Raw genomic sequence first — 24,154 nt, 5'->3', positions numbered from 1 at the left:
CGGCAGGCGGCTTCGTCCGCCGGCTTCCGTCCGGTGGTCAGTCAGACGGGGATGCTCGCCGCCGACTCCCGCAGCGCGGCCAGGAACGCCTCCGCCGCCGGCGTCAGAGACCGCCCGCGCACCGTCGCCGCGTACACCGCCCGGGCAGGCGCCTCCTCGTCGAGCACCGGCAGCAGCGCGATGTCCGGGCGTACGGACTCGGCGGCGAGCGCGGGGATCAGGGTCACTCCGAGCCCGGCGGCCACGTACCCCTGTTTCGCGGTCCACTCGGCGACGACGTGCGCCACCCGTGGCCGGAACCCGTGCCGCAGGGCCGCGTCGAGCAAGGTGCCCTCGGGCCGGGGACTGCCGGATATCCAGTCCGCGTCGGCGAGTTGGGGCAGGCGTACGGAGGGCTCGGCCGCGAGGGGGTGGGCGGCGGGGACGGCGACGTAGAGGGACTCGTCGAGCAGGTGGTGCAGGGTGTACGCGTCCAGCGGGGCGCGGCCCGTCGTCGAGACCACCGCCAGATCGAGACGGTCGGCGGTCAGCCCGTCCAGCAGGACGGGGGTGAACCCCTCCTGGCGGGTGAGCCGGACCGCGGGGTGCCGGGCGCGGAACGCCGCGATGGCCCGTGGCACCAGCGCCGCGTCCGCCGTGGCGAAGGAACCCACCCTCAACCGTCCGCCCGCGGCCTCCCGCAGCGCGGCCAGCTCGCGTCCCGCCCCGCGCAGCCGCTCCACCACCGCCTCGGCGTGCGGCACGAGGACCCGGCCGGCCTCCGTCAGCCGCACACCCCGGGGCAGCCGGTCGAAGAGCGGCGCTCCGCCGAGCGCCGCCTCCAGCGCGGAGATCTGCCGTGACACCGCGGACTGCGTCCACCCGAGCGTCCGGGCGGCCACGGTGAACGAACCGTGCCGCGCGACCTCGACGAGGACACGCAGCCACACGGTGGAGAGATCGGGCGCGGCGTACGGAGCCGTGTCGTGCGGGGTCGTGCCCTTCGGGGTCCTGTCGTGCGGGGGTGCGGGGTGCGAGGCATCGTCGTGCAGGGCTTCATCATGCGGGTTCGGCATGGCATACATGCTAGACATTCGCTTGTCGCATCAATTCCCCGCGCCTAGCGTCCCGTTCATGGAAAAGATCGCCTTTCTCGGACTCGGCCACATGGGCGCTGCCATGGCCCGCCGACTCCTCGGCGCACAGCACCCGTTGACGGTGTGGAACCGCACCCCCGCGAAGGCGCGGCCGCTCGTCGCGGAGGGCGCCGTGCTCGCCGCCTCGCCGGCCGGAGCGGTGCGGGACGCGGACGTGGTGATCACGATGCTCGCCGATCCCGCGGCTCTCCACGCGGTCGCCGAGGCTGTCGTGCCCCACCTGCGCCCCGGCGCCCACTGGGTGGAGATGTCGACGGTCGGCCCGGACGTGATCGAGGAACTGGCCGCCCGGCTGGGGGAGGGGGTGACCCTGGTCGACGCACCGGTCATGGGCAGCACCGACAGGGCCGGTGCCGGCCGGCTCGGCGTTCTCGCGGGCGGCGACGCCGCCGGTGTCGAGCACGTGCTCGCCCGCTTCGGGACCGTGACCCGCACCGGCCCGCCCGGCTCGGGCGCCGCGCTGAAACTCGTCCTCAACGCCGCCGCCCTCGGCGGCGTGGCCCTGGTCGCCGAGGCACTGGTCCTCGCGGACGCCCTCGGCCTGGACGAGGACACCGCACGCACCGCGCTGGCGAACGGTCCCCTCGGCGGCGCCGTCGGCCGCGCCTTCGCCGAGGGCGCGCAGTTCGGCACCTCGCTCGCCGTGAAGGACATCGCGCTCGCCACGAGGTCGGCCCGGCTTCCCGCCATGGAAGCGGTGCTGGAGCACTACCGGAACGCGGCCGAGGACCCCGCCGTGGCCGCCGCGGACATCACGCGAGCCGTCACCCACATCCGCCACCCGGCCTGAGGAGCGCCATGCGCATCACACTCGACAACCCGGCCTCCGCGCCGCAGCCCGCCAACGCCTACTACTCCCAGGTCGCCCGCGTCGAACTCCCCGGCGGCGGCGCCCTCCTGTACCTCTCCGGTCAGGTCGCGGACGGCGCGGACCTCGCCACCCAGAGCCGCGGCGTCTTCGAGACCATCGCCGCGCTGCTCCACGCGCACGGGGCGACCCTCGCCGACGTCATCAACATCCGGACGTATCTGACCGACATCGACAGGCTGGGCGAATACGGCTCCGTACGCCGGGAGTTCCTGACCGGGACCGTACCGACCAGCACGACCTTCGAGGTCTCGCGCCTGTTCGAGCCGGACGCCCTCGTGGAGGTGGAGGTCGTCGCGGCGGTCAGTGCCCGGCCGGAGTCCTGAGGGGATCGGCGCCCGACCGGAACCCGAGGACGCTCAGCGCTCGCCCAGCAGCGTGAGGAAGTCCCGGAACGCGGCCGGCATGTCCACCGACTCCGGGTCCAGCAGCCATTGGTACTGGAGCCCGTCCATCACGGCGACGAGCAGGGGGGCGGCCCGCTCCGGGGTGAGGCCGCTCGGCAGCCGCTCCCCGTACTCGGCGCGCAGCACCGAGGCCATGTTCGCGCGCACCGCCGTGTAGCGCCTGGTGAAGAACTCGCGCGCCGGGTGCCCCTCCGTGACGCTCTCGCCGAGCAGCGCCGAGAAGGTCTGGATGATGCCGGGCCGCATGGCGTTGTACTCGACCAGCGAGACGAGCAGATCGGCCCGCCAGGTGGTGTCCGGCACGGCGTCCCACTGGTCCCGCTCCTTGAGCACGGCGACGAGCAGGGCCTCCTTGGTCGGGAAGTGGTGGAGCAGGCCCTGCTGGGTGAGACCCACGCGCTCGGCGACCGCGGCGAGACTCGCGCCCCGGTAGCCGCGTTCGGCGATCACCTCCAGCGCCGCGCGCACGATCTCCGCGCGTCGCTCCTCACTCCTGGTCCTGGTCGCCATGGCGTCACCGTACGGCATCCGATCTCCCTCATTGTAACGGCGAAGTCACGAAACCTACCGCCCTACAGGTGGCCGATGCAGGATGGGGGAGACCGACGCTTTCAACGAGGAGGTGCCGCCATGGCGGAGACTGCGGTGGAGACGGCCAAGGACCCGAACGCGGAGGCGGAAGCGGCCCGCGAGGCCGTCGTCGAGGCGGCCCTCGGCAGGCTCGGCCTGGACGCGAAGGCCCGGCTGTTGTCCGGCCGGAACATGTGGACGCTGCCCGCGCTCCCCGAGATCGGACTGGGTTCCCTTGTCATGTCCGACGGGCCCATCGGCGTCCGGGGCGTCCACTGGACCGCCGACGATCCCTCCGTCGCCCTCCCCTCGCCCACCGCGCTCGCCGCCACCTGGGACCCGGACCTGGCCCGCCGCGCCGGCACGCTCCTCGCCCAGGAGGCCCGCCGCAAGGGCGTCCACGTCCTGCTCGCCCCCACCGTCAACCTGCACCGCTCGCCGCTCGGCGGCCGTCACTTCGAGGCCTACAGCGAGGACCCGCTCCTGACCGGCGCGATCGGCAGCGGCTACGTCCGGGGCGTGCAGTCCGGCGGCGTCGGCACCACCGTCAAGCACTTCGTCGCCAACGACGCCGAGACCGACCGCTTCACGGTGAACAACCTCGTCTCCGAACGCGCCCTGCGCGAGCTCTACCTGGCCCCCTTCGAGGCCATCGTCGAGAACGCCCACCCCTGGGGCATCATGACCGCCTACAACTCGGTCAACGGCACGACGATGTCCGAGCACCGCTACCTCGTGAACGAGGTCCTGCGCGGCGAATGGGGCTTCGACGGTTTCAACGTCTCCGACTGGATGGCCGCCCGCTCGACCAGGGCCGCGATCGAGGGCGGCCTCGACGTCGCCATGCCCGGCCCGAGCACCGTCTACGGCGCACCGCTCGCCGCCGCCGTCCGCGCCGGCGAGGTGGCGGAGGCCACGGTCGACGCGGCCGTCCGCACGGTGCTCCGCCTCGCCGCCCGCGTCGGCGTCCTGGAGGGCGCCGAGCCCGTCGTGACCGAGCCGCCCCAGGCCGTGGACGGGGAGGCGCTGGCCCGCGAGATCGCCCGCCGCGGCTTCGTCCTCGTCCGCAACGAAGGCGCCCTGCCACTGGCCGAAGGGCACCGGGTGGCCCTCATCGGCTCCGCCGCCCGCGACGCCCGCGTCCTCGGCGGCGGCTCCGCCACCGTCTTCCCCGCCCGGATCGTCTCGCCCCTCGACGGACTCACCGCCGCCCTCCCCGAGGGCAGCCTGACGTACGCCGTCGGCGCCGACCCGACCGTGGAACTCCCCGTCGCCGACAAGGGGTTCGAGCTGCGCGCGGTCTGCCGCGACGCCGCCGGCGAGATCATCGCCACCGCCTCCGCCCCGAACGGCCAGATCCAGTGGATGGGCGACGACCTGCCCGAGGGAGTCACCCCCAGCACCCTCCACACCGTCGAGCTCACCGGCACCTTCACCCCGCGCGACAGCGGCCCGCACACCTTCGGGATCAAGGGCCTCGGCGCGTTCACCCTCACCGTCGACGGCACGACGTACTTCGACGACGTCCAGGGCGCCGACAAGGACGACCCCTTCGTGACGTTCTTCGGCGCCCCGGTACACCGCGGCCAGGCCGAACTCGCCGCGGGCGAACCGGTCGAGGTCTCCCTCACCCACGTCGTCGCGGTCCCCGAGGGCGTCCCGATGAAGGTCGTCGGCTTCTCGCTCGCCCACCAGGAGCCCGTGCGCGACCCGGACGGGCTGATCGCCGAGGCCGTCGAGGCGGCCCGCGCCGCCGACACCGCCGTCGTCGTGGTCGCCACCACCGACCGCGTCGAGTCCGAGGGCTTCGACCGGGCGGACCTCCGGCTCCCGGGCCGGCAGGACGAGCTGGTGCACGCCGTCGCAGCCGCCAACCCGAACACCGTCGTGGTCGTCAACTCCGGCTCCCCGGTGGAACTCCCGTGGCGTGACGAGGTCGCCGCCGTACTCCTCAGCTGGTTCCCCGGCCAGGAGGGCGGCGCCGCCCTCGCCGACGTCCTCACCGGTGCCCACGAGCCGGGCGGCCGCCTCCCCACCACCTGGGGCTCCCTCGCCGACGCCCCGGTCACCCGGGTACGCCCGGCCGACGGCGAACTCCCGTACACCGAAGACGTCTTCATCGGCTACCGCGCCTGGGAGAAGGAGGGCAGGACCCCCTCGTACGCCTTCGGCCACGGCCTCGGCTACACCGAGTGGACCTACGAGTCGATCGCGGTCGAGGGCGGCACCGTCACCGTCCGCGTCCGCAACTCCGGGGAGCGCGCCGGGCGTGAGGTCGTCCAGGTCTACCTCGCCCCGGTGGAACCCGACGCCGAGCGGCCCGTCCGCGCGCTCGCCGCTTTCGCGGGGGTCGAGGCCGGGCCCGGCGACAGTGTCGAGGCCGTCGTGGAACTCCCGCGCCGCGCTTTCGAGGTCTGGGACACCGCCGCGAGCGCCTGGGCGTTTGTGAAGGGTTCGTACGAGATTCAGGCAGGCCGTTCCCTCACGGACCGTCGACTGAGCACGATCATCGAGGCGTGACCGGCGTACGCCCCCTCGAGCAGCCCCGGTCCGGAACCTGACCTCCGGACCGGGGCTCGCCTCTCCCTCCTCCGCCCCGCGTCACGCGGAACGAGGACCGGCCGCCCGGCCCCTAGTCCCGCACGGAGAACCCGTACACCGTCTCCGACCGGAACACGTCGCCCGGCCGCAGTTCCGTGCTCGGGAACTCCGGCCGGTTGGGGGAGTCGGGGAAGTGCTGGGTCTCCAGCGCGATGCCGTCGTTGGGGGCGAAGGGGTCGCTCAGGTGATCGGCGGTGTAGAGCTGGAGACCGGGTTCGGTGGTCGCCACGGTCAGCACCCGCCCGGACGCCGGATCGTGCAGCTCGGCGACCTCCACGGGAGCGGCGGTGACCCCCTTGTCGAGCACGTAGTTGTGGTCGTATCCCGCGCCGGTCTTGCGGGGTTCCCGGAAGTCGAAGCGCGTGTCCTCGACCGGGTCGATCTCCCCGGTCGGAATGAGGTCCGCGGCCACCCGCGTCAACCGCGAGGCGTCGAGGCGGAGTTCGTGCCCCAGCGCACTGCCCGAGCCGCTCAGGTTCCAGTACGTGTGGTTCGTCAGGTTCAGGACGGTCGGCGCGTCGGTGGCCGCCTCGTAGGCGATGCGCAGCGCGCCCCGCTCGTCGAGCGTGTACGTCGCCGAGACCTCCAGACGGCCCGGGAAGCCCTCCTCGCCGGCCGGGCTGACCCGGGAGAGCCGCACGCCGTGTTCGACCGGCTCGGCGTCCCACACGCGCTTGTCGAAGCCGGCGTCGCCGCCGTGCAGCGAGTTGGACCCGTCGTTCGGGTCCAGGTGGTGGGCCGATCCGTCCAGCGAGAAGCGGGCACCCCCGATCCGGTTCGCGTACCGCCCCACCAGCGCCCCGAGATACGGCCCCGGATGCGCCGTGTAGCCCGCCAGATCGGGGAAGCCCAGCGTCACGTCCACGGCCCGCCCGTCCCGGTCCGGCACCTCGGCCGACTGCACGACCCCGCCGTACGTGAGTACGCGCACCCGGACCCCGGACCGCTCCAGCGTCCAGCGGTGGACCGGGGTGCCGTCGGAAAGTGTGCCGAAAAGTTCACTCATGAGGGAAACCCTAGGTCACCGGTTTGCGTGCGGTGACGGTCCGGTAGGCGATCTCCGCGAGTCGCGCCTGTCCGTTCTTGCTCGGATGGAACCAGTCCCAGTGGCTCAACTGGTCGGTCCCGAAGCGGTAGTCGAACACCGCGCCCCCGTCGAAGCGGCAGCGCCGGTCCTTGGCGCACACCTCCCGGAGCACCTGGTTGTACGCCTCCACCCGGTCCTGCACCTTTCCGCGCCGCAGCGTCGCCGCCGAGTCCAGCGAGTCCGCGTCGCCGAGCATCGAGGGGCAGATGCCCAACTTCCAGACCTGCTTGCCGAGCGGATTGCCGCGCCCCTCGGACCACAGCCGCTTCAGATCCGGCACGCTCGACACGTACACCTGGGTCTTGGGCAGTGTGCCGCGCAGGGTGTCCATCGCGTCCTGGAACCCGGTACGGAAGTCTTCGACGGAGGTCATCGCCGACGTGGAGGAGCGGCAGGCGTCATTGGCCCCCGCCATCACCGTGACCAGCTCCGGCTTCCGGGTCGCCGCCTGCGCCATCTGACCGGGCAGGTCGGCCATCCGCGCGCCGGTCACCGCGTAGTTCCAACTGCGCTCGGCCGCCCCGGTCGCGCCGAGCAGGCGTACGGCGAGACTGTTGACCTGCGGATCGCTGCCGGTCGCCCACGACACCTCGGGGCAGTCGGACAGCACGCTGCACGCGTCGAACCCGCGGGTGATGGAGTCGCCGACCGCGGCCATGGACTCCGGACTGCGGTCCCAGACCGGCGTGGGCTTCGGGGACGGCCGCGGTCCCGGGCCGCTCGGCGCGGAGGAATCGCCACCGGTGGCGTCGCACGCGGCGATGCCCAGAAGAGCCGTCGCCGCCGCGAAGGCGAGGACGGCCCGTGAACGGTGGCTGCGATTCCGCATCCCCTGGTCCCCTCGTTCGTTGTACAGGGTTGGTCGGCACCCGTCCCGCACGGTCGGTCGCACCACGTCGTACACGGTCGGTCGCACCGCGTTTCCCTGGGCGGCCGTCTCTGCCCGGGGGGCGACCCCGGACTCCCGGCAAGGGAGTCCGGACGCGTCCCGCCGGGTGAAACCTCGGAGGTTCACGGCGCTTGGACCGACGGTACGTCACACTCCTTGCGCCGCCGCACGGTAGCCTCGCCCCGTGGCCGCCCTGCCACTGCCGTTCCGCTAAGTTACAAGATGTCTCGCTCTGTCCGGAGGCCCCAGTGACGACACGTGGAGTTCTCTACGTGCACTCCGCGCCCCGCGCGTTGTGCCCGCACGTCGAATGGGCGGTCGCGGGGGTGCTCGGCACGCGCGTCAACCTCGACTGGATCCGGCAGCCCGCCGCGCCGGGCACCTGGAGATCCGAGTTCTCCTGGAAGGGCGAGGTCGGAACCGCCTCCAAGCTCGCCTCCGCGCTGCGCGGCTGGCACCTGCTGCGCTTCGAGGTCACCGCCGAGCCCTGCCCCACCGCCGAGGGCGAGCGCTACAGCTGCACCCCCGAACTCGGCATCTTCCACGCGGTCACCGGCATCCACGGCGACATCCTCATCCCCGAGGACCGCCTGCGCGCCGCGCTCCTGCGCTCCCAGCGCGGCGAGAGCGACCTGGAGGCCGACCTCGCCAAGCTTCTCGGCAAGCCCTGGGACGACGAACTGGAGCCCTTCCGCTACGCGGGCGAGGGCGCCCCGGTCCGCTGGCTGCACCAGGTGGTGTGACACCCCGCCCGCCTCGGCGCACGCGGAGGGCACCCGCAGTGGGCACACGCAGAGGGCCCCCACCGTCCGGTGGGGGCCCTTCACGTGCGTACGGCGGTCGCTCAGACCGACCGGAACGCCAGGACCACGTTGTGCCCACCGAAGCCGAACGAGTCGTTCAGCGCGGCGATCCGGCCCTCGACGGGCAGCTTGCGCGCCTCGCCGCGGACGATGTCGGCGGCGGCCTCGGCCTCGGGGTCGAGGTTCTCGACGTTGATGGTCGGCGGCGCGAGCCGGTGGTACAGGGCGAGCACGGCCGCGACCGACTCGACGCCGCCGGCGCCACCGAGGAGGTGACCGGTCATCGACTTGGTGGCGGAGACCGCGAAGTGGTCGGCCTCGTCGCCGAACACCTTGCGCAGCGCCTTCAGCTCGGCCACGTCACCGGCCGGCGTCGAGGTGGCGTGCGCGTTCACGTGCACGATCTCGGCGGGGTCCAGGTCGGTGTTGTCGAGCAGGTTCTGCAGGGCGTGCGAGATGCCGCGGCCCTCGGGCTCCGGCTGCACGATGTCGTGCGCGTCCGCCGAGATGCCCTGGCCGACCGCCTCGGCGTACACCCGGGCACCGCGCTTGGCGGCGTGCTCGGCGGACTCCAGGACGACGACGCCGGCGCCCTCGCCGAGGACGAAGCCGTCGCGGGCGATGTCGTAGGGGCGCGAGGCACCCTGCGGGTCGTCGTTGTTCTTGGACATCGCCATCATGTTGCCGAACGCGGCGATGGGAAGGGGGTGGATGGCCGCCTCGGTGCCACCGGCGACGACGACGTCGGCGCGGCCCGTGCGGATCATCTCGATGGCGTAGCCGATGGCCTCGGCGCCGGAGGCGCAGGCCGAGACCGGCGTGTGCACACCGGCGCGGGCGCCCACGGCGAGCCCCACGTTGGCGGACGGACCGTTCGGCATCAGCATCGGAACGGTGTGCGGGGAGACACGGCGTACGCCCTTCTCCTTCAGCACGTCGTACTGGTCGAGCAGAGTCGTTACGCCACCGATACCGGAGGCGATGACGGTGCCCAGCCGGTCGGGGTCGACGCTCGGGTCCTCGCCCGCCTTGTCGGTGAAACCGGCGTTCGCCCAGGCCTCCTTGGCCGCGATCAGCGCGAACTGCGCCGAGCGGTCCAGGCGACGGGCCTGCGGGCGGGGAATGACCTCGCCCGGCTCCACGGCGATCTGCGCCGCGATACGGACCGCCTGGTCGGCGGCCCAGTCCTGCTCCAGGGGGCGTACGCCGGAACGTCCGGCGATCAGGCCCTCCCAGGTAGAGGCTGCGTCGCCACCCAGCGGTGTGGTTGCGCCGATACCGGTGACGACCACGGTGCGATTGGTCGGGCTCACGGGAATTCTTTCTCCAACGGATACGAGGATTCAGCGGCGCCACCGCCGGGTGGCGGGGCATCAGACCGGGTGAACCAGGGCACGGGGCCCCGGCGAACCCGGACGGTCGGCCCAGGTGACCGGAAGATCAGGCCTGGTGCTTGAGGATGTAGGCGGTGGCGTCGCCGACCGTCTTGAGGTTCTTGACGTCGTCGTCCGGGATCTTGACGTCGAAGCGCTCTTCGGCGGCGACGACGACCTCGACCATGGACAGCGAGTCGACGTCCAGGTCGTCGGTGAAGGACTTGTCCAGCTGGACGTCCTCGGTGGGGATCCCGGCGATCTCGTTGACGATCTCGGCGAGACCTTCGACGATCTCTTCCTGAGTGGCGGCCATGTCAGGCGCTCCTTCGGTGTGTTTCCAGAGGGGTGGCGGTTTCCGTACGGACCGGGTGATCCGGTACGGAGTGCCTAGGGGAGGGTAACGACCGTCGCGGCGTACACGAGACCCGCCCCGAAGCCGATGACGAGCGCGGTGTCGCCGCTCTTCGCCGCACCGGTCGCCAGGAGCCGCTCCATTGCGAGCGGGATCGAGGCGGCCGAGGTGTTGCCGGTGGTGCGCACGTCACGCGCGACCGTGACGTGTCCCGGCAGTTTCAGCGTCTTCACCATCGAGTCGATGATCCGCTCGTTGGCCTGATGGGGAATGAAGACATCCAGGTCGTCCGAGCTGATCCCGGCCGCGTCCAGCGCCTGCTGGGCGACCTTCGCCATCTCGAACACGGCCCAGCGGAACACCGCCTGGCCCTCCTGCGTGATGGCAGGGAACTTGATCTCGCCCTTGGAGTCGAGCGGGAGCTGGGAGACGTCGCCGATCCTGAAGCGGTCCCACGGCACGGTCTGCTTGATCGTGCCGGCCTTGTCGCCCTCGCTGCCCCAGACGGTGGGGCCGATGTGCGGCTCCTCGGAGGGACCCACGACGACCGCGCCCGCGCCGTCGCCGAACAGGAAGGCCGTCGCGCGGTCCTCCAGGTCGGTGAGGTCGGACAGCCGTTCCACGCCGATGACGAGGACGTACTCGGCCGAACCCTCGACGATCATGCCCTTGGCGAGGGTCAGGCCGTAGCCGAAGCCCGCGCAGCCGGCCGAGATGTCGAAGGCCGCGGCCTTGTTCGTGCCGAGCTTGTCGGCGATCTCGGTGGCGATGGCCGGGGTCTGGCTGAAGTGCGACACGGTGGAGACCACCACGGCGCCGATCTGGTCGGCGTTGATCCCGGCGTCGGCGATGGCCTTGCCGGACGCCTCGATCGACATCGCGGCGACGGTCTCCTCGTCGGAGGCCCAGTGCCGCGTCTCGATGCCGGAGCGCGAGCGGATCCACTCGTCGGACGAGTCGATCGTCTCCAGGATCACTTCGTTGGGCACCACCCTGACGGGGCGGTAGCCGCCGACGCCGAGGATGCGCGCGAACGGGGCGCCCTTGGGTGCCTTGATCTTCGACATGCTCTCGGGCTCCTTAGGCCGCGCTGTGCTCGGCGATGAGCTCGCGAGCCGCGTCGAGGTCGTCGGGTGTCTTCAGGGCCAGCGTCGTGACGCCGGGCAGCGCGCGCTTGGCCAGACCGGTCAGCGTGCCGCCGGGGCACACCTCGATCAGCGCGGTCGCGCCGAGCTCCTTGAAGGTCTCCATGCACAGGTCCCAGCGGACCGGGTTGGCGACCTGGCCGACCAGGCGCGAGACGACCTCGGCACCGGAGCCGACGGCCTGGCCGTCGCGGTTCGAGACGTATGTGACCCGCGGGTCCGCCGGACTCAGGTCCTCGGCGGCCTTCGCCAGCGCCTCGACCGCGGGGGCCATGTGGACGGTGTGGAACGCGCCCGCCACCTTCAGGGCCACGACGCGCCGGACGCCCTCGGGCTTGTCGGCCTCCAGGGCGGCCAGCTGCTCCAGCGTGCCGGCGGCCACGATCTGGCCCGCGCCGTTCACGTTGGCCGGGGTCAGTCCCAGCTTCTCCAGGTGCGCGACCGTCGTCTCGGGGTCCCCGCCGAGCAGCGCCGACATACCGGTCCGCGTGATGGCGGCGGCCTCGGCCATCGCCAGGCCCCGCTTGCGTACGAGGGTCAGCGCGGCGGTGTCGTCGAGCACGCCCGCGAACGCGGCGGCGGTGATCTCGCCGACGCTGTGGCCGGCGACGGCACCGGGGGTCACGTCACCGAGTGCCGCGGCGGACAGGAGGCCGGCGGCGACCAGGAGCGGCTGGGCGACAGCCGTGTCGCGGATCGCGTCCGCGTCGGCCTGCGTGCCGTAGTGGGCAAGGTCCAGCCCGATGGCGTCCGACCACGCGGCGAGGCGTTCGGCGGCGCCGGGGAGGTCGAGCCAAGGAGTCAGGAAGCCGGGCGTCTGAGCGCCCTGGCCGGGAGCGACGAGTACGAGCACTCTCACACTCTCTCTTGTGGACGGCCACGGCCGCCCGTGGGGACAGGGACGAAGAACACGAGGGGGAATTGTAGGTCCCCGACAAAAGCCTAGGTTTGGGGATCTCCATCGGCCAGACGCCCCAGGATGAGCGCGATCCGCAGGGTGAACGCGGATCGTACATCCGAGGGCGACCAGCCGGTGACGTCAGTCACACGTCGGAGCCGGTAGCGCACGGTGTTGGGATGGACGAAGAGCATCCGGGCGGCGCCTTCGAGGCTGCTCGCCTGCTCCAGATAGACGCTGAGCGTCTCCAGGAGCGCGGAGCCGGCTTCTTCCAGCGGTCTGTAGATCTCCTCCACCAACTGCTCGCGGGCGGACGGGTCTCCGGCGATCGCGCGCTCCGGCAGCAGATCGTCCGCCAGGACCGGGCGCGGGGCGTCCTGCCAGGCGAAACACGCTTTCAGTCCGGCCGCCGCGGCCTGCGCGGACCGGGTCGCGGCGAGCAGATCGGGCACGATCGGCCCGGCGACGACGGATCCGGCGGCGTACGGACCGATCAGTGACTTGGCGACGGCGAGGGGGTTGTCGCTGCCGCCCGCGATGACGACCAGCCGGTCCCCGAGCACCCCCGTCAGCACCTGAAGCTTGGCGTGCCGGGCGGCCCGCCGGATCGCCTCGACCGTCAGTTCGCTGTCCCCGTCGGGTGCCGTGCCCAGCACCACGCAGACATGGTCGGGCGAGTTCCAGCCGAGCGCGGCGGCCCGGGAGACGGCGCCCTCGTCGGCCTCGCCGGAGAGCACCGCGTTCACGACGAGCGATTCGAGCCGGGCGTCCCAGGCACCGCGTGCCTCCGCCGCCTGCGCGTACACCTGAGCGGTGGCGAAGGCGATCTCGCGGGCGTAGACCAGGAGCGCCTCGCGCAGCACGGACTCGTCTCCGGGAGCCGCCACCTCGTCGATGGCCGATTCCATGACCTCGATTGTGGTCCGCACCATCTCCACCGTCTGGCGCAGCGTGATGGCCCTGGTCAGCTCGCGTGGCGCGGTGCCGAAGACATCGGTGGAGATGGCCTGCGGCGCGTCCGGGTGCCGGAACCACTCGGTGAAGGCGGCGATACCGGCCTGGGCGACCAGACCGATCCACGACCGGTTCTCCGGAGGCATGGCCCGGTACCACGGCAGCGTCTCGTCCATCCGCGTGATGGCCTGGGCGGCGAGCGTGCCGGCCGACTTCTCCAGCCGCTTGAGGGTCGCGGAGTGCGTGTGGACGTCGTGCGCAGGGCGCTCGGTGTTGCTGGATTCGGGTTCGGGCACGGGACAAGACTGCCTTATCAGGACGGAGCCGTGCGGCGGCGGGTCGCAAGTAAGGGCGGGGCGGTCGCCGGGCCGGGGCTACCGTGGTGGATGTGATGGACGTCCGCCGCGCCGACGAGCGCTACCGCGGAGGGGACCCGGCGGCCGGGATCTCCTCGCTCCACGCCTTTTCCTTCGGCCCGCACTACGACCCCGACAATCTCCGCTTCGGCGCGGTGATCGCCTGCAACGAGGAGCGGCTCGCCCCCGGCGCCGGCTTCGACGAGCACCCGCACAGCCACACCGAGATCGTCACCTGGGTGGTGGAAGGGGAGCTGACCCATCGCGACTCGGCCGGACACGAGTCGGTGCTGCGCCACGGCGATGTCCAGCGGCTGAGCTCCGCGGGCGGCGTCCGGCACGCCGAGCGCAACGACGGCGAGCTGCCGCTGGTCTTCGTCCAGATGTGGCTGGCACCGCGGGAACCGGGCGGCGACCCCGCGTACGAGACCGTCCACGGCATCGCCGACTCCACCCCGTACGCCGTCCCCGAGGCGGGTGCCATGCTCCATCTGCGCCGGCTGACGGCGGGCGAGCGCACGGCCGTCCCCGACGCGCCCTTCGTCTACGTCCATGTCGTGCGCGGCGAGGTCCGCCTGGACGGTGAGGAGCTGGGGGAGGGCGACGCGGCCCGCATCACGGACGCCAAGGACCTGGAGGTGGTCGCGGGCGCTCCCGCCGAGCTGCTCGTGTGGGAGATGGCGGTCGGCTGACACCGGGGTGCCGTCCGGACCACCGCCTACGCGGACGCGTCGAGCTCGCGGATCAGCCGCTCTCCCTCGCGGGTCATGATCTCCGGGTCGCGCAGGGCCTGGGAGAGCAGGGACATGCCCTGGTAGGCGCCGACGAGCGCCAGAGCGCGGCCCCCGGGGTCGGCGGCACCGATCTCCCTGTACTGCTGTTCGACCCAGTCGAGCAGCTGGCGGACGACCCGTCCCGCCGTGAGGTCGAGGCCGCCCTCCTCCCGCTTGCCGAGCTCCGCCGCGAGGGTGCCGGTGGGGCAGCCGTAGCGCGCCGCGGTGTCCCGCCCGGAGACCCATGCCTCGATGAGCCCCTTGAGGCGAGCCCGCGGGTCGGGGAGCCGGTCGAGGGCGTCGGTGAGTTCCCGGAGCCGGCCGGAGTGCTCGGCGAGGGCGGCCTCGACCAGCTCGTCCTTGGTCTTGAAGTAGTAGTACACGTTGCCCGCCGGGACCTCGGCGGCGTGGGCGATGTCGGCGATCGTCGTGCGTTCCACGCCCTGCTCGTGCAGCACCCGGGCCGCGGCCGCCGTCAGCTGCCGCCGCTTGCCGGCCGCTCGGGCCCGCGGTCCCGGGGACTTCTCTGAGTCAGTCACCCGACTGACTATAGACAACCGGTGTCCCGCCTTGCTAGCGTCCGGCTCATCGAAGTAAGTCAGCTGACTTACTAACTTGTCGTCGAGAAGTAGTCGAGGAGATCCCCATGTATGTAGTGACGGGTGCGACCGGGAACGTCGGACGCGCGCTGGTGCGGACGCTCACCGGAGCCGGACTGCCGGTGACGGCGGTGGCCCGGAGGATCACCGAGGGCGATGTGCCCGAAGGTGTCCGGGCCGTCGCCGCCGACCTGGCCGAACCGGCCGGGCTCGGGCCCGCGTTCGAGGGCGCCGAGGCACTGTTCCTGCTGGTCGCGGGCGAGGACCCGCGGGGGGTCCTGGAGGCGGCGAAGACCGCCGGGATCCGCCGGGTGGTGCTGCTGTCCTCACAGGGCGCGGGGACCCGCCCCGAGGCCTACGGACACCCGGTCCGTTTCGAGACGGCCGTACAGGAGTCAGGACTGGACTGGACGATCCTACGGTCGGGCGGAATGGCGTCCAACGCCTTCGCGTGGGCCGAGTCGATCCGCGCCCGGCGCGAGGCCGCCGCGCCGTTCGGTGATGTCGGCCTGCCGTTCGTCGACCCCGAGGACGTCGCGGCCGTCGCGGCGGCCGCCCTGCGTGAGGACACGCACACCGGGGCCACCCACACCCTGACCGGTCCCGCGCCGACCACCCCGCGCGAACGGGCCGCGGCGATCGGCGCCGCGCTGGGCGAACCGGTGCGCTTCACCGAGCAGACCCGCGAGGAGGCGCACGCCCTCATGGCGCGCTTCATGCCGCTGCCCGTGGTCGAGGGCACCCTCGCGGTCCTGGGCGAGCCGACCGAGGAGGAGCGGCGGGTCAGCCCCGACGTGGAGCGCGTCCTCGGACGGGCGCCGGGCACCTTCGCGGCCTGGGCGCGGCGCAACGCGGCGGCGTTCCGCTGAGCGCCCGCGAAGCGCCGTCGGCCGTCGTCAGGAGGTGAGGTCGGCCAGTACCGCGTCGGTGAAGGGGGTCCACGCCTCGATGGCCCAGGGGCCGAAGGCCCGGTCGGTCAGCGCGACACAGGCGGCGCCCACGACCGGGTCCACCCACAGGAACGTACCGGACTGCCCGAAGTGGCCGAAGGTCCGCGGGGAGGACGAACCGCCGGTCCAGTGGGGGGACTTGGAGTCGCGGATCTCGAAGCCGAGTCCCCAGTCGTTGGGGTTCTGGTGGCCGTACCCCGGCAGGACGCCCTTGGTCCCGGGGTACTGGACGGTCATCGCCTCCGCGACGGTACGCGGGTCGAGCAGCCGTGGCGCCTGGAGCTCGGCGGCGAACCGGACGAGGTCGTCCACCGTCGAGACACCGTCCCTCGCGGGCGAGCCGTCCAGCGTCGTCGAGGCCATGCCGAGCGGTTCGAGGACCGCCTGGCGCAGATACACCGCGAAGGGCATGTCCGCCGCCTTGGCGATGTGGTCCCCGAGCACCTCGAAGCCGGCGTTGGAGTACAGCCGCCGCTCCCCGGGCGTGAAGGTCGCCCGGTGCTCGTCGAAGGCCAGACCGGAGGTGTGCGCGAGCAGATGACGGACCGTCGAACCGGTGGGCCCGGCCGGTTCGTCGAGCTCGATCGCCCCCTCCTCGTACGCGACGAGCGCGGCGTACGCGGTGAGCGGTTTGGTGACGGAGGCGAGCGCGAATCGGTGCTGCCCCGGCCCGTGCGAGCCGGCCACCGTGCCGTCCGCGCGGACGACCGCGGCGGCGGCGGTGGGAACGGGCCAGTTCGAGATCAGCGCCAGGCTCTGCAAGGACATGCTGTCGAGCCTAGATGCCTCACAGGCTCAGCCGCATCGAGGGGTCCGGCTTGCGGACGAACCCGAGGGCCGCGTAGAGCGGCTCGGCCTCGGCGGACGCGTTGAGGTCGACGTGGGCGACACCCCGCTCGCGGAACCAGTCGAGCAGGGCCTCCATGCAGGCGCGGGCGTAGCCGCGGCGCCGGGCGTCCGGATCGGTGGCGACGCTGAAGACGTGTCCGACCGCGCCGTGCGGGTTGTCCGCCCGTCCGATCCGGTACTCGATGGTCCCGGCGACCAGGGCCGCGAGAGCCTCCGGACGGTCCGGATGGTCGACCACGAAGGCGACGAAGGACCCCTCGGCGTCGGCGAGCTTCCCCCGTACGGTGGGCAGCGACGCGGCGTGCCACGCGGCGGAGCCGCCGCCGTCGAAGACCGAGTCGATCATGATCTGGCGCAGGCGCAGTACTTCCCCGGCGTCCTCGGGCGTGGCGCGGCGTACGAGACTCATGATCCGCACGGTAGCCACCGCGTCCGGGCCACGTCCTCGCATTTTCGACGGGTTCCGCTTGCTTGGAGTGCACTCGAAGGTTTTAGCGTGGGGGCCATGACGGTGATGGAGACCACAGCCGAGGCCACCGGGACCGCGACCGGGGCCGACGCCTGCGCCGGTCCTCCCGAGAGGGAGCGGCGCCCTGACGGCCGGGACAACTACACGATCAGCGAGGTCGTCGCCTTCACCGGCCTCAGCGCGCACACCCTGCGCTGGTACGAGCGCATCGGGCTGATGCCGCACATCGACCGCTCGCACACCGGCCAGCGCCGCTACAGCAACCGCGACCTGGACTGGCTCGGCCTCGTCGGCAAGCTCCGGCTCACCGGGATGCCCGTCGCCGACATGGTGCGCTACGCGGAGATGGTGCGCGCGGGCGACCACACCTACCGGGAGCGCTACGAACTCCTGGAGGAGACCCGGCGGGACGTGAAGGCCCGGATCGCGGAGCTCCAGGACACGCTCGCCGTGCTCGACCGGAAGATCAGCTTCTACGGGGACGCGGGGCGCGCCCTCGCCTCGGAGAGGTCCTGACGAGGGACAGCGGGATCGCGGACCGGGACGGAGCGGCGCCGGACCGCGCCGGCCCCGCGGCTACAGCTGGGCCAGCAGCTCCGCCTTCTTGACGGAGAACTCCTCGTCCGTGACGAGCCCCGCCTCGTGCAGCTCCCCGAGATGCCGGATCCGGTCGGCGATGTCGGCCGGGTCCCGGCGCGGCGCCGAGGACGCTGCCGACGGCACGGGACCGGCGGAGCGCGTGGCGGCGAGGACGGCGGCCGCGAACGGCAGCGACTCGTGGACGGGCCCGTACCCGAGCCCGAAGACGACCGCCGCCGGATCCTGGTCCGCCTGGGCGGGCTGCGCCGGCGCGGGGTCCCGCCGCAGCAGTCGCAGATGGCCCTCGAACACCTCCGGTGAGCGCCACTCGACCCCGCACAGCGCGGAGACCGGGAAGCTCTGGTCGCCGGCCTTCCACTTCGCCGAGGACGCGCCCGTCCAGAACCACCGGAAGGACACGGCCTTGCCGTCGAAGGAGGCCTTCCCGTCGTACGCCTTGAAGTGCAGGGGAACCTCGGGAGGTCTCACGAGATAGCGCTCGGCGGGCTCGTCGTCCGCGGTGAGCTGTCCGCGCAGTTCGTCCGCGTAGTACTCGGCGAGCGTCTCGCGCTCGGCGGGCAGCACCAGACGGTAGGGGTCGCACCCTTCCTTGAGCTGTCCCGCGGCCGCCTCCATCAGCGGATCGGCGCCGGGCCTCGGCACCGCACGCAGTACGACCGTGCCTCGCTTCCCGGGCGTCAGCGTCACCGCCGCGATCGCCTCCAGGGGGATACGGCGTTCGCCGAGCGCCTGGAACAGCTTCGGCGTACGGATCCCCCGTTCGAAGCGGATGAGCACGGAGTCGGACTCGAACTCCCAGGCGGCATGAAATCCGGCCAGTACGTCACCCATGCGGGCCATCGTATGCGGCACGCAAGCCTCCGTCGCCTCTCCGGGCGGACCGCAGTTTTTCGTCCTCTACGCGCGTCAGACCGACGCGCCGGCGGACAAACCCGTCCGGCACGCGTCATCATCGTGCGCGCACTGGACCGCGCGGTACGCGCCAATGCCGATCTCCGCGAAGTTGCGGAGACTGTCCGTACCCGGCTCGAAGTAGCCGGCATGTCCCTTCGCCCCGTCGGCGGACAGGACGCGCGCCCCGAACCCCTTCGACACCGGGTCCGCTCCGTGCCCGAGGCCGCCGACCTCCATGTACGGCACGTCCTGGATCCAGTCGTCCGCGTCGCGCATCGCCCAGACCCGGGCGCTGGTGTGCAGGTTCGCCGCCTTCCCCGTCCGCATGCCGGGGCTGCCCGCCACGGCTATGTCGGAGACCCGGGAGGGCAGCGAGCGGGCGGCCACCCCGCACAGGACCGAGCCGTAGCTGTGGCAGTACAGCGCCACCTCCGTGGTCCCCGGCAGCGCCCGCACCAGCGCGTTCAGCCGTACCGCGCCGTCCTCGGCGCGCATGGCGGTGGCCGCGTCGATGCCCAGACCGTTGGGCGCCGTGTAGTCGGCCCACGCGATCACGGCCGTGCGCGTACCCGGGTCGGCCGCGCGCTCCGCCCGGTACAGCGAACCCGCCATGCCGGCGGGTGCCGAGTACTTCCTGTACGTGCGCTGGAAGGTGAGCAGATCGGTGTCCACGCCGGGCACCACGACCGAGACGCGGTCCGCCTTGTCGAGGTTGCCGAAGACCTCGGCGACCCGCCCCGAGCCGTTGGGGTCGAAGGCGAGGATCTTGCGGCTCTTGTGCAGCAGTGCCTCGTAGCGGTGCATCCGGCGGCCCGCGTCGTGCTTGCCGAGCGAGGAGAGCCGGTTGTCGTGCATGCGCTTGTGCTCGACCTTGCGCTCGTGCTTCAGCGCGAGGCGGTTCGCCTCGTAACGCAAGGTCACCGGCGCCCCGTTCATGTTGCCGACCGCGAGCGGGTAGCGGTGGGCGAGCCGGGCGAGCTGCGGGGCGTCGAGCGTGGTGAAGAAGTGGGCCAGCCGGTCCGGCGCGGAGTCCGGGTCCGGAAGCCGCTGTCCGGCGATGCTGCCGTGCTCCCACGCGGAGCGGGACGCCTGGAGCGGAGAAGCCGCTCGGTGACTGTGGAGTGCGGTCCAGCCACTGGTGGCCAGCATCACGAACACCACGGCCAGCGCGAGCAGTGCGCGCCAGACGTTGAGTTGGGGGGCTGTGTCGAAGGAAGTCACTGAGAGGACACCCTAGGAGAAGTGACGAGCCTCCCGTCAAACGAGTGATGGGGATCACGTTTCTCGTGGGGCGATTGGGGCAAACCGGGTTCAGTTTGAGATAAATAGTGACGCTCTGTACGCGGATCTCTGCGACGCGTGTGCGATATGTGCCGCTCCGCGTGGGGGCGTTGTGTGGTTGCGGGGATTCCGCGGAGATCTCGTGCGCACGTCATCCGTGCAACGTTCGCGAGGGGGTCCCGGGTTCCGCACGCGGACGCCTGCGGGTGTCGCGCGAGGCCGGCGAAGGGCGGTGGGCCGGCGGTCATGATCCGGTCCGCGCCGTGACGGCGACGGAGCGTCACCGGGTGTCACCGCGGCGCGGTGCCCCACTTCTCCGCCAACGCGGGCCCCACATGGTCGAGATAGGTGGCGGTCAGCTCACGGATCGCCTCCACGCTGGTGTCCTCGCCGGCGCCCCACAGGCGGCCCGTCACCCGCATCACCCCGCCGAACACGGCGACCGCGATGCGCGGCCGCGGGTCCTCGTCCACATCGAGGCCCTCACGCTCCGCGATCAGCCGGGCGATCTCCTCCTCGATCTCCTCCGAGCGGCGCAGATGGACGGCGAGCAGCGCGGGTGTCGACTCGATCAACTGGTAGGTGCGCATGTGCAGTTCGATCGGCACGACCGCCTCGATCGCCTCGCCGATGGTGTCCCAGCTCTCCAGGACCGCACGGCGCAGGGCCTCCAAGGGGGCTTCGTGGGGCGGTCTTTCGCGCACCGCGGCGACGAAGTGCGACTCGGCGAGCCGCTGGAGGAAGAGGGCCGCGTCCTCCTTGCCCGCGAAGTAGCGGAAGAAGGTGCGCTGGGAGACGTCGACCGCGTCGGCGATCTCGTCGACGGTGGTGTGCTCGTACCCCTGGGTGGTGAACAGTTCGAGGGCGGCCCGCAGCAGCGCGTCCCGGGTGCGCTGCTTCTTGCGCTCGCGCAGCCCGGGGCGTGGCGCCTCCGTCTCCGCCGTCTCCGCCGTCTCCGTCGTGCCGACCATGTCCGTCATCGTGTCGTGATCTCTCCTCGGCGAACCGTTCGCCCAGTTCAGCCTATCCGTGAGTGACGTGACAGTTACCGACTTGTGAATCGGTTTGTCAATTGTCAGTGGCTGTCACTAGCCTCGAAAACATGACTAGTCAGACCACCATCGACAAGACGGGCCCGGGGGACAAGACTCCGGTCTCCCCGTCGGACCAGGCCCCGTCCACGGGCCTGCGCGGCCATCCGTGGTTCACCCTCATCACCGTGGCCGTCGGGGTCATGATGGTGGCCCTCGACGGCACCATCGTGGCCATCGCCAACCCCGCCATCAAGGAGGACCTCGGCGCCAGCTTCGCCGACGTCCAGTGGATCACCAACGGCTACTTCCTCGCCCTCGCGGTCACCCTGATCACCGCGGGCAAGCTCGGAGACCGGTTCGGCCACCGGCAGACCTTCCTCATCGGCGTCGTCGGCTTCGCCGCGGCCTCCGGCGCGATCGGCTTCTCCAGCAGCATCGCCCTGGTCGTCACCTTCCGCGTCTTCCAGGGCCTGTTCGGCGCGCTGCTGATGCCTGCCGCGCTCGGCCTGCTCCGTGCCACCTTCCCGGCCGAGAAGCTGAACATGGCGATCGGCATCTGGGGCATGGTCATCGGCGCCTCCACCGCGGGCGGCCCGATCCTCGGCGGTCTGCTCGTCCAGCACGTCAGCTGGCAGTCGGTGTTCTTCATCAACGTGCCCGTCGGCGTCATCGCGCTGGTCCTCGGCGCGCTGATCCTCACCGACCACCGTTCGGCGAACGCCCCGCGCTCCTTCGACCTCCTCGGCATCGCGCTGCTCTCCGGCGCCATGTTCTGCCTGGTCTGGGCGCTCATCAAGGCCCCGGCCTGGGGCTGGGGCGATGTTCTGACCTGGTCCTTCCTCGGTGCCTCGGTCCTCGGCTTCGCGCTCTTCGCCCTCTGGGAGAAGCGGGTCGCGGAACCGCTGATCCCGCTCGCGCTGTTCCGCTCCGTGCCGCTGTCGGCCGGTGTGGTCCTGATGGTCCTGATGGCCATCGCCTTCCTCGGCGGACTGTTCTTCGTCACCTTCTACCTTCAGAACGTGCACGGGATGAGCCCGGTCGACGCCGGTCTGCACCTGCTGCCGCTCACCGGAATGATGATCGTGGGCTCGCCGCTGGCCGGCGTCCTGATCACCAAGGTGGGCCCGCGCATCCCGCTGGCGGGCGGCATGGCGCTCACCGCGATCTCCATGTACGGCATGTCCACGCTGGCCACGGACACGAGCAGCCTGGTCATGTCGATCTGGTTCGCGGGCCTCGGCCTCGGACTCGCGCCGGTCATGGTCGGAGCCACCGAGGTCATCGTGGGCAACGCGCCGATGGAGCTCTCCGGTGTCGCCGGCGGTCTCCAGCAGGCCGCCATGCAGATCGGCGGCAGCCTCGGCACGGCCGTGCTGGGTGCCGTCATGGCCTCCAAGGTCGACAACGACCTCGCGGGCAACTGGGCCGACGCCAAGCTGCCGCCGCTCACCCCGGCCCAGCTGGACCAGGCCTCCGAGGCGGTCCGGGGCGGCGTCGCGCCGGTCACCAAGGACACCCCGCCCGCCATCGCCGCGCAGATCACCGACGTCGCCCACGACACCTTCATCTCCGGCATGAGCCTCGCCTGCCTGGTGGCCGCGGGGGTCGCCGTCGTGGCCGTCTTCGTCGCGCTGCTCACCAAGCGGGGCGAGAACGCGGAGGCCGCGGGAGCGGGCGCCGGACACATCTGACGGACGCGCCGGCCCGGACCTTCCCTGGGGAGTTTTCGCCCATCGGAGTGATCGGGCCGGGAATTCCCCCGTTCGGACGCGTCGCAGGTCGCAGGGGGTCACGTCCTCCGTAAGGCCTGGAGGGTGACCGGTTCTGGGGCGCGCCGCCGGAGGGGGACCGCGCGTGCGCAGGCCTGGAGGCGTGGAACGGGGGTACCCGACTCATCGACCCGAACCGACCGCGAGGTCACGGGAGTTCAGGAGTTGATGATGGCGGGCTTCGGAAACGGTACGCGCAGGCACCCCCGTTCACGTGGCCGTACAGGCGCACGGACCGGGCCGGACAGCGCGACCCTGGGCATCGTCGGCGTCGTGTGCGCGGTGGCCGGCTTCTTCACGCTGGGCATCGTGCTCGGGCCGGCCGCGATGGTCTGCGGCTGGCTCGCGATGGGCCGCCGCTGGACCGGCTCCGGGCCGGTGCCGGCCTTGATAGCCCTGGTGCTGGGAGCGATCGACACGCTCCTGGCGGTCATCTGGCTGGCCGGCGGCGCGGGCAACGGCCTGCTCTGACACCGGCCGGGCAGCGGATGGCGACAGTGGGCCCGCGTGCCGCCCCGAGCGGCGTGCGGGCCCACTGGTCCGTACGGGGGCGTTCCACCGTTCACAGGTCCACCGTTCACAGGTCCCAGGTCCCAGGTCCCAGGTCCCAGGTCAACGGGTCCCCAGGTCCCGAGGCCCCCAGGTCCATGTGTCCCCCGGGATCTACGTGGGGGAGTGCTCCTCCGTCCCCGCCGACAGCGGATGCGGCAGCATTCCCGGGCCGCCCGTCAGGGCGGCGACCTCCGCCCGCAGCGCCCGCACCTCCTCCGCGAGCGCCTCGATCGCCGCCGTCTGCCGCCGCTCCTCCACGTCGTCCTTCTCGAACCGGGAGATGAACCAGGCGGCGATGTTCGCGGTGACCACACCGAGCAGGGCGATCCCGGAGAGCATCAGGCCGACCGCCAGCACACGGCCCATCCCCGTGGTCGGGGCGTGATCCCCGTACCCCACGGTCGTCATCGTCGTGAACGACCACCACACCGCGTCACCCAGCGTCTTGATGTTCCCGTTCGGTGAGTCCCGTTCCACCGACAGCACGGCGAGCGAGCCGAACATCAGCAGGCCGATGACCGCGCCCCCGACGTAGGTCGTCAGCCGGATCTGCGAGGCCATCCGTGCGCGCCGCCCCACCAGCATCAGCGTGGAGACCAGCCGCAGCAGCCGCAGCGGCTGAAGGATCGGCAGGATGACGGCGCACAGGTCGAGCCAGTGCGTGCGGACGAAGTCCCGCCGCTGCCGGGCGAGGGCGAGCCGGACGAGGTAGTCGGCGGCGAAGGCCCCCCACACCACCCACTCCACGACCGTGCAGACGCCCGCCACCGAACGGCCGGCGCCGCTGTCCACGATCGGCACGGCGTACGCGAGGGCGAACGCCACCGCGAGGACGAGCAGGGGCCGCTGGGTGCGCCGTTCCCAGCGGTCCTGTGCCGATTCTTCCTTCATGCCCGCATCGTAGGAAGAAAAAAGAGGAGCGGGGGCGGCGGGCCCATGGCC

25 protein-coding genes are annotated in these 24,154 nt (G+C 71.9%); 9 read left to right on the top strand and 16 right to left on the bottom strand.

Features of this window, described 5'->3' with window-relative positions; translation table 11 throughout:
• Positions 1 to 41: 41 nt before the first annotated feature.
• Positions 42 to 1,055 carry a LysR family transcriptional regulator gene (locus ACFWBT_RS22915; protein WP_385703245.1) on the bottom strand — a complete coding sequence of 338 codons (1,014 nt, stop codon included), beginning with the start codon at positions 1,053 to 1,055 and terminating at the stop codon, positions 42 to 44.
• A gap of 58 nt (positions 1,056 to 1,113) precedes the next feature.
• Here ACFWBT_RS22915 and ACFWBT_RS22910 point away from each other — a divergent pair, with 58 nt between their 5' ends.
• Together ACFWBT_RS22910 and ACFWBT_RS22905 are read left to right on the top strand one after the other, a co-directional pair.
• Positions 1,114 to 1,926: an NAD(P)-dependent oxidoreductase gene (locus ACFWBT_RS22910; RefSeq protein WP_385703243.1), complete on the top strand. Its 813-nt coding sequence runs from the start codon at positions 1,114 to 1,116 to the stop codon at positions 1,924 to 1,926.
• Positions 1,927 to 1,934: 8 nt separating this feature from the next.
• A complete protein-coding gene (locus ACFWBT_RS22905; protein ID WP_385703241.1) occupies positions 1,935 to 2,330 on the top strand; it encodes a RidA family protein in 396 nt (131 codons plus the stop codon).
• Positions 2,331 to 2,363: 33 nt separating this feature from the next.
• On the opposite strand, the gene ACFWBT_RS22900 is transcribed toward ACFWBT_RS22905, so the two are convergent.
• Entirely contained in the window at positions 2,364 to 2,939 is a 576-nt protein-coding gene (locus ACFWBT_RS22900) for a TetR/AcrR family transcriptional regulator (protein WP_385703238.1), read from the bottom strand.
• A 102-nt stretch (positions 2,940 to 3,041) separates the two neighbouring features.
• Between ACFWBT_RS22900 and ACFWBT_RS22895 the strand changes: the two genes are divergently transcribed.
• Positions 3,042 to 5,501 (top strand): beta-glucosidase, encoded by a 2,460-nt coding sequence (locus ACFWBT_RS22895; RefSeq protein WP_385703236.1) that lies wholly within the window; start codon positions 3,042 to 3,044, stop codon positions 5,499 to 5,501.
• Positions 5,502 to 5,613: 112 nt separating this feature from the next.
• Here ACFWBT_RS22895 and ACFWBT_RS22890 read toward each other — a convergent pair whose 3' ends face one another.
• Entirely contained in the window at positions 5,614 to 6,588 is a 975-nt protein-coding gene (locus ACFWBT_RS22890) for an aldose epimerase family protein (RefSeq protein WP_385703233.1), read from the bottom strand.
• Positions 6,589 to 6,598: 10 nt separating this feature from the next.
• A complete protein-coding gene (locus ACFWBT_RS22885; protein WP_385703230.1) occupies positions 6,599 to 7,498 on the bottom strand; it encodes an SGNH/GDSL hydrolase family protein in 900 nt (299 codons plus the stop codon).
• A gap of 308 nt (positions 7,499 to 7,806) precedes the next feature.
• On the opposite strand from ACFWBT_RS22885, the gene ACFWBT_RS22880 reads away from it, so the two are divergent.
• The gene (locus ACFWBT_RS22880; RefSeq protein WP_261702513.1) at positions 7,807 to 8,301 is read left to right on the top strand and encodes a DUF3145 domain-containing protein; all 495 of its coding nucleotides are present in this window, start codon (positions 7,807 to 7,809) and stop codon (positions 8,299 to 8,301) included.
• Between the two features lie 101 nt (positions 8,302 to 8,402).
• Here ACFWBT_RS22880 and ACFWBT_RS22875 read toward each other — a convergent pair whose 3' ends face one another.
• The 5 genes from ACFWBT_RS22875 to ACFWBT_RS22855 all read right to left on the bottom strand — a co-directional run bounded on the left by ACFWBT_RS22875 (position 8,403) and on the right by ACFWBT_RS22855 (position 13,382).
• Complete coding sequence (locus ACFWBT_RS22875) at positions 8,403 to 9,674, bottom strand: beta-ketoacyl-[acyl-carrier-protein] synthase family protein (protein WP_385703227.1); 1,272 nt, start codon at positions 9,672 to 9,674, stop codon at positions 8,403 to 8,405.
• A gap of 127 nt (positions 9,675 to 9,801) precedes the next feature.
• Positions 9,802 to 10,050, bottom strand: coding sequence for an acyl carrier protein (locus tag ACFWBT_RS22870; RefSeq protein ID WP_103548676.1), 249 nt, complete (start codon positions 10,048 to 10,050; stop codon positions 9,802 to 9,804).
• Between the two features lie 74 nt (positions 10,051 to 10,124).
• Positions 10,125 to 11,156 (bottom strand): ketoacyl-ACP synthase III, encoded by a 1,032-nt coding sequence (locus ACFWBT_RS22865; RefSeq protein ID WP_385703224.1) that lies wholly within the window; start codon positions 11,154 to 11,156, stop codon positions 10,125 to 10,127.
• Between the two features lie 13 nt (positions 11,157 to 11,169).
• Complete coding sequence (locus tag ACFWBT_RS22860) at positions 11,170 to 12,087, bottom strand: ACP S-malonyltransferase (RefSeq protein WP_385703221.1); 918 nt, start codon at positions 12,085 to 12,087, stop codon at positions 11,170 to 11,172.
• Between the two features lie 89 nt (positions 12,088 to 12,176).
• Entirely contained in the window at positions 12,177 to 13,382 is a 1,206-nt protein-coding gene (locus ACFWBT_RS22855) for a PucR family transcriptional regulator (protein WP_385703218.1), read from the bottom strand.
• A 95-nt stretch (positions 13,383 to 13,477) separates the two neighbouring features.
• Between ACFWBT_RS22855 and ACFWBT_RS22850 the strand changes: the two genes are divergently transcribed.
• The gene (locus ACFWBT_RS22850; RefSeq protein WP_385703258.1) at positions 13,478 to 14,134 is read left to right on the top strand and encodes a pirin family protein; all 657 of its coding nucleotides are present in this window, start codon (positions 13,478 to 13,480) and stop codon (positions 14,132 to 14,134) included.
• A gap of 26 nt (positions 14,135 to 14,160) precedes the next feature.
• Here the strand turns inward: ACFWBT_RS22850 and ACFWBT_RS22845 are convergent, their stop codons facing one another.
• On the bottom strand, positions 14,161 to 14,754 hold the full coding sequence (locus ACFWBT_RS22845) for a TetR/AcrR family transcriptional regulator (RefSeq protein WP_385703217.1): 594 nt from the start codon (positions 14,752 to 14,754) through the stop codon (positions 14,161 to 14,163).
• A gap of 107 nt (positions 14,755 to 14,861) precedes the next feature.
• Between ACFWBT_RS22845 and ACFWBT_RS22840 the strand changes: the two genes are divergently transcribed.
• The gene (locus ACFWBT_RS22840; protein ID WP_385703214.1) at positions 14,862 to 15,683 is read left to right on the top strand and encodes an NAD(P)H-binding protein; all 822 of its coding nucleotides are present in this window, start codon (positions 14,862 to 14,864) and stop codon (positions 15,681 to 15,683) included.
• Between the two features lie 27 nt (positions 15,684 to 15,710).
• On the opposite strand, the gene ACFWBT_RS22835 is transcribed toward ACFWBT_RS22840, so the two are convergent.
• A complete protein-coding gene (locus ACFWBT_RS22835) occupies positions 15,711 to 16,532 on the bottom strand; it encodes a serine hydrolase domain-containing protein (RefSeq protein WP_385703212.1) in 822 nt (273 codons plus the stop codon).
• Between the two features lie 19 nt (positions 16,533 to 16,551).
• Positions 16,552 to 17,022, bottom strand: a complete 471-nt coding sequence (locus tag ACFWBT_RS22830; protein WP_385703210.1) for a GNAT family N-acetyltransferase — start codon at positions 17,020 to 17,022, stop codon at positions 16,552 to 16,554.
• 96 nt (positions 17,023 to 17,118) lie between these two features.
• On the opposite strand from ACFWBT_RS22830, the gene ACFWBT_RS22825 reads away from it, so the two are divergent.
• Positions 17,119 to 17,598: a MerR family transcriptional regulator gene (locus ACFWBT_RS22825; protein WP_385703207.1), complete on the top strand. Its 480-nt coding sequence runs from the start codon at positions 17,119 to 17,121 to the stop codon at positions 17,596 to 17,598.
• Positions 17,599 to 17,658: 60 nt separating this feature from the next.
• Here the strand turns inward: ACFWBT_RS22825 and ACFWBT_RS22820 are convergent, their stop codons facing one another.
• From ACFWBT_RS22820 to ACFWBT_RS22810, 3 genes are all read right to left on the bottom strand, one after another.
• Positions 17,659 to 18,513: a DUF4429 domain-containing protein gene (locus ACFWBT_RS22820; protein WP_385703205.1), complete on the bottom strand. Its 855-nt coding sequence runs from the start codon at positions 18,511 to 18,513 to the stop codon at positions 17,659 to 17,661.
• A gap of 75 nt (positions 18,514 to 18,588) precedes the next feature.
• Positions 18,589 to 19,797, bottom strand: coding sequence for an alpha/beta hydrolase (locus ACFWBT_RS22815; RefSeq protein ID WP_385703201.1), 1,209 nt, complete (start codon positions 19,795 to 19,797; stop codon positions 18,589 to 18,591).
• 350 nt (positions 19,798 to 20,147) lie between these two features.
• Entirely contained in the window at positions 20,148 to 20,828 is a 681-nt protein-coding gene (locus ACFWBT_RS22810) for a TetR family transcriptional regulator (RefSeq protein WP_385703198.1), read from the bottom strand.
• Positions 20,829 to 20,959: 131 nt separating this feature from the next.
• On the opposite strand from ACFWBT_RS22810, the gene ACFWBT_RS22805 reads away from it, so the two are divergent.
• Both ACFWBT_RS22805 and ACFWBT_RS22800 read left to right on the top strand, forming a co-directional pair.
• On the top strand, positions 20,960 to 22,582 hold the full coding sequence (locus tag ACFWBT_RS22805) for an MFS transporter (protein ID WP_385703196.1): 1,623 nt from the start codon (positions 20,960 to 20,962) through the stop codon (positions 22,580 to 22,582).
• A 246-nt stretch (positions 22,583 to 22,828) separates the two neighbouring features.
• Entirely contained in the window at positions 22,829 to 23,131 is a 303-nt protein-coding gene (locus ACFWBT_RS22800; protein WP_351538789.1) for a small hydrophobic protein, read from the top strand.
• 192 nt (positions 23,132 to 23,323) lie between these two features.
• Here ACFWBT_RS22800 and ACFWBT_RS22795 read toward each other — a convergent pair whose 3' ends face one another.
• Positions 23,324 to 24,103 carry a potassium channel family protein gene (locus ACFWBT_RS22795; protein ID WP_385703192.1) on the bottom strand — a complete coding sequence of 260 codons (780 nt, stop codon included), beginning with the start codon at positions 24,101 to 24,103 and terminating at the stop codon, positions 23,324 to 23,326.
• Positions 24,104 to 24,154: the final 51 nt, after the last annotated feature.

The organism is Streptomyces sp. NPDC060027, from assembly GCF_042737005.1.
Lineage (GTDB): Bacteria > Actinomycetota > Actinomycetes > Streptomycetales > Streptomycetaceae > Streptomyces.
The sequence above is the reverse complement of the archived record's forward strand: the minus strand, read 5'-3'. Positions and strand labels throughout refer to the sequence as shown.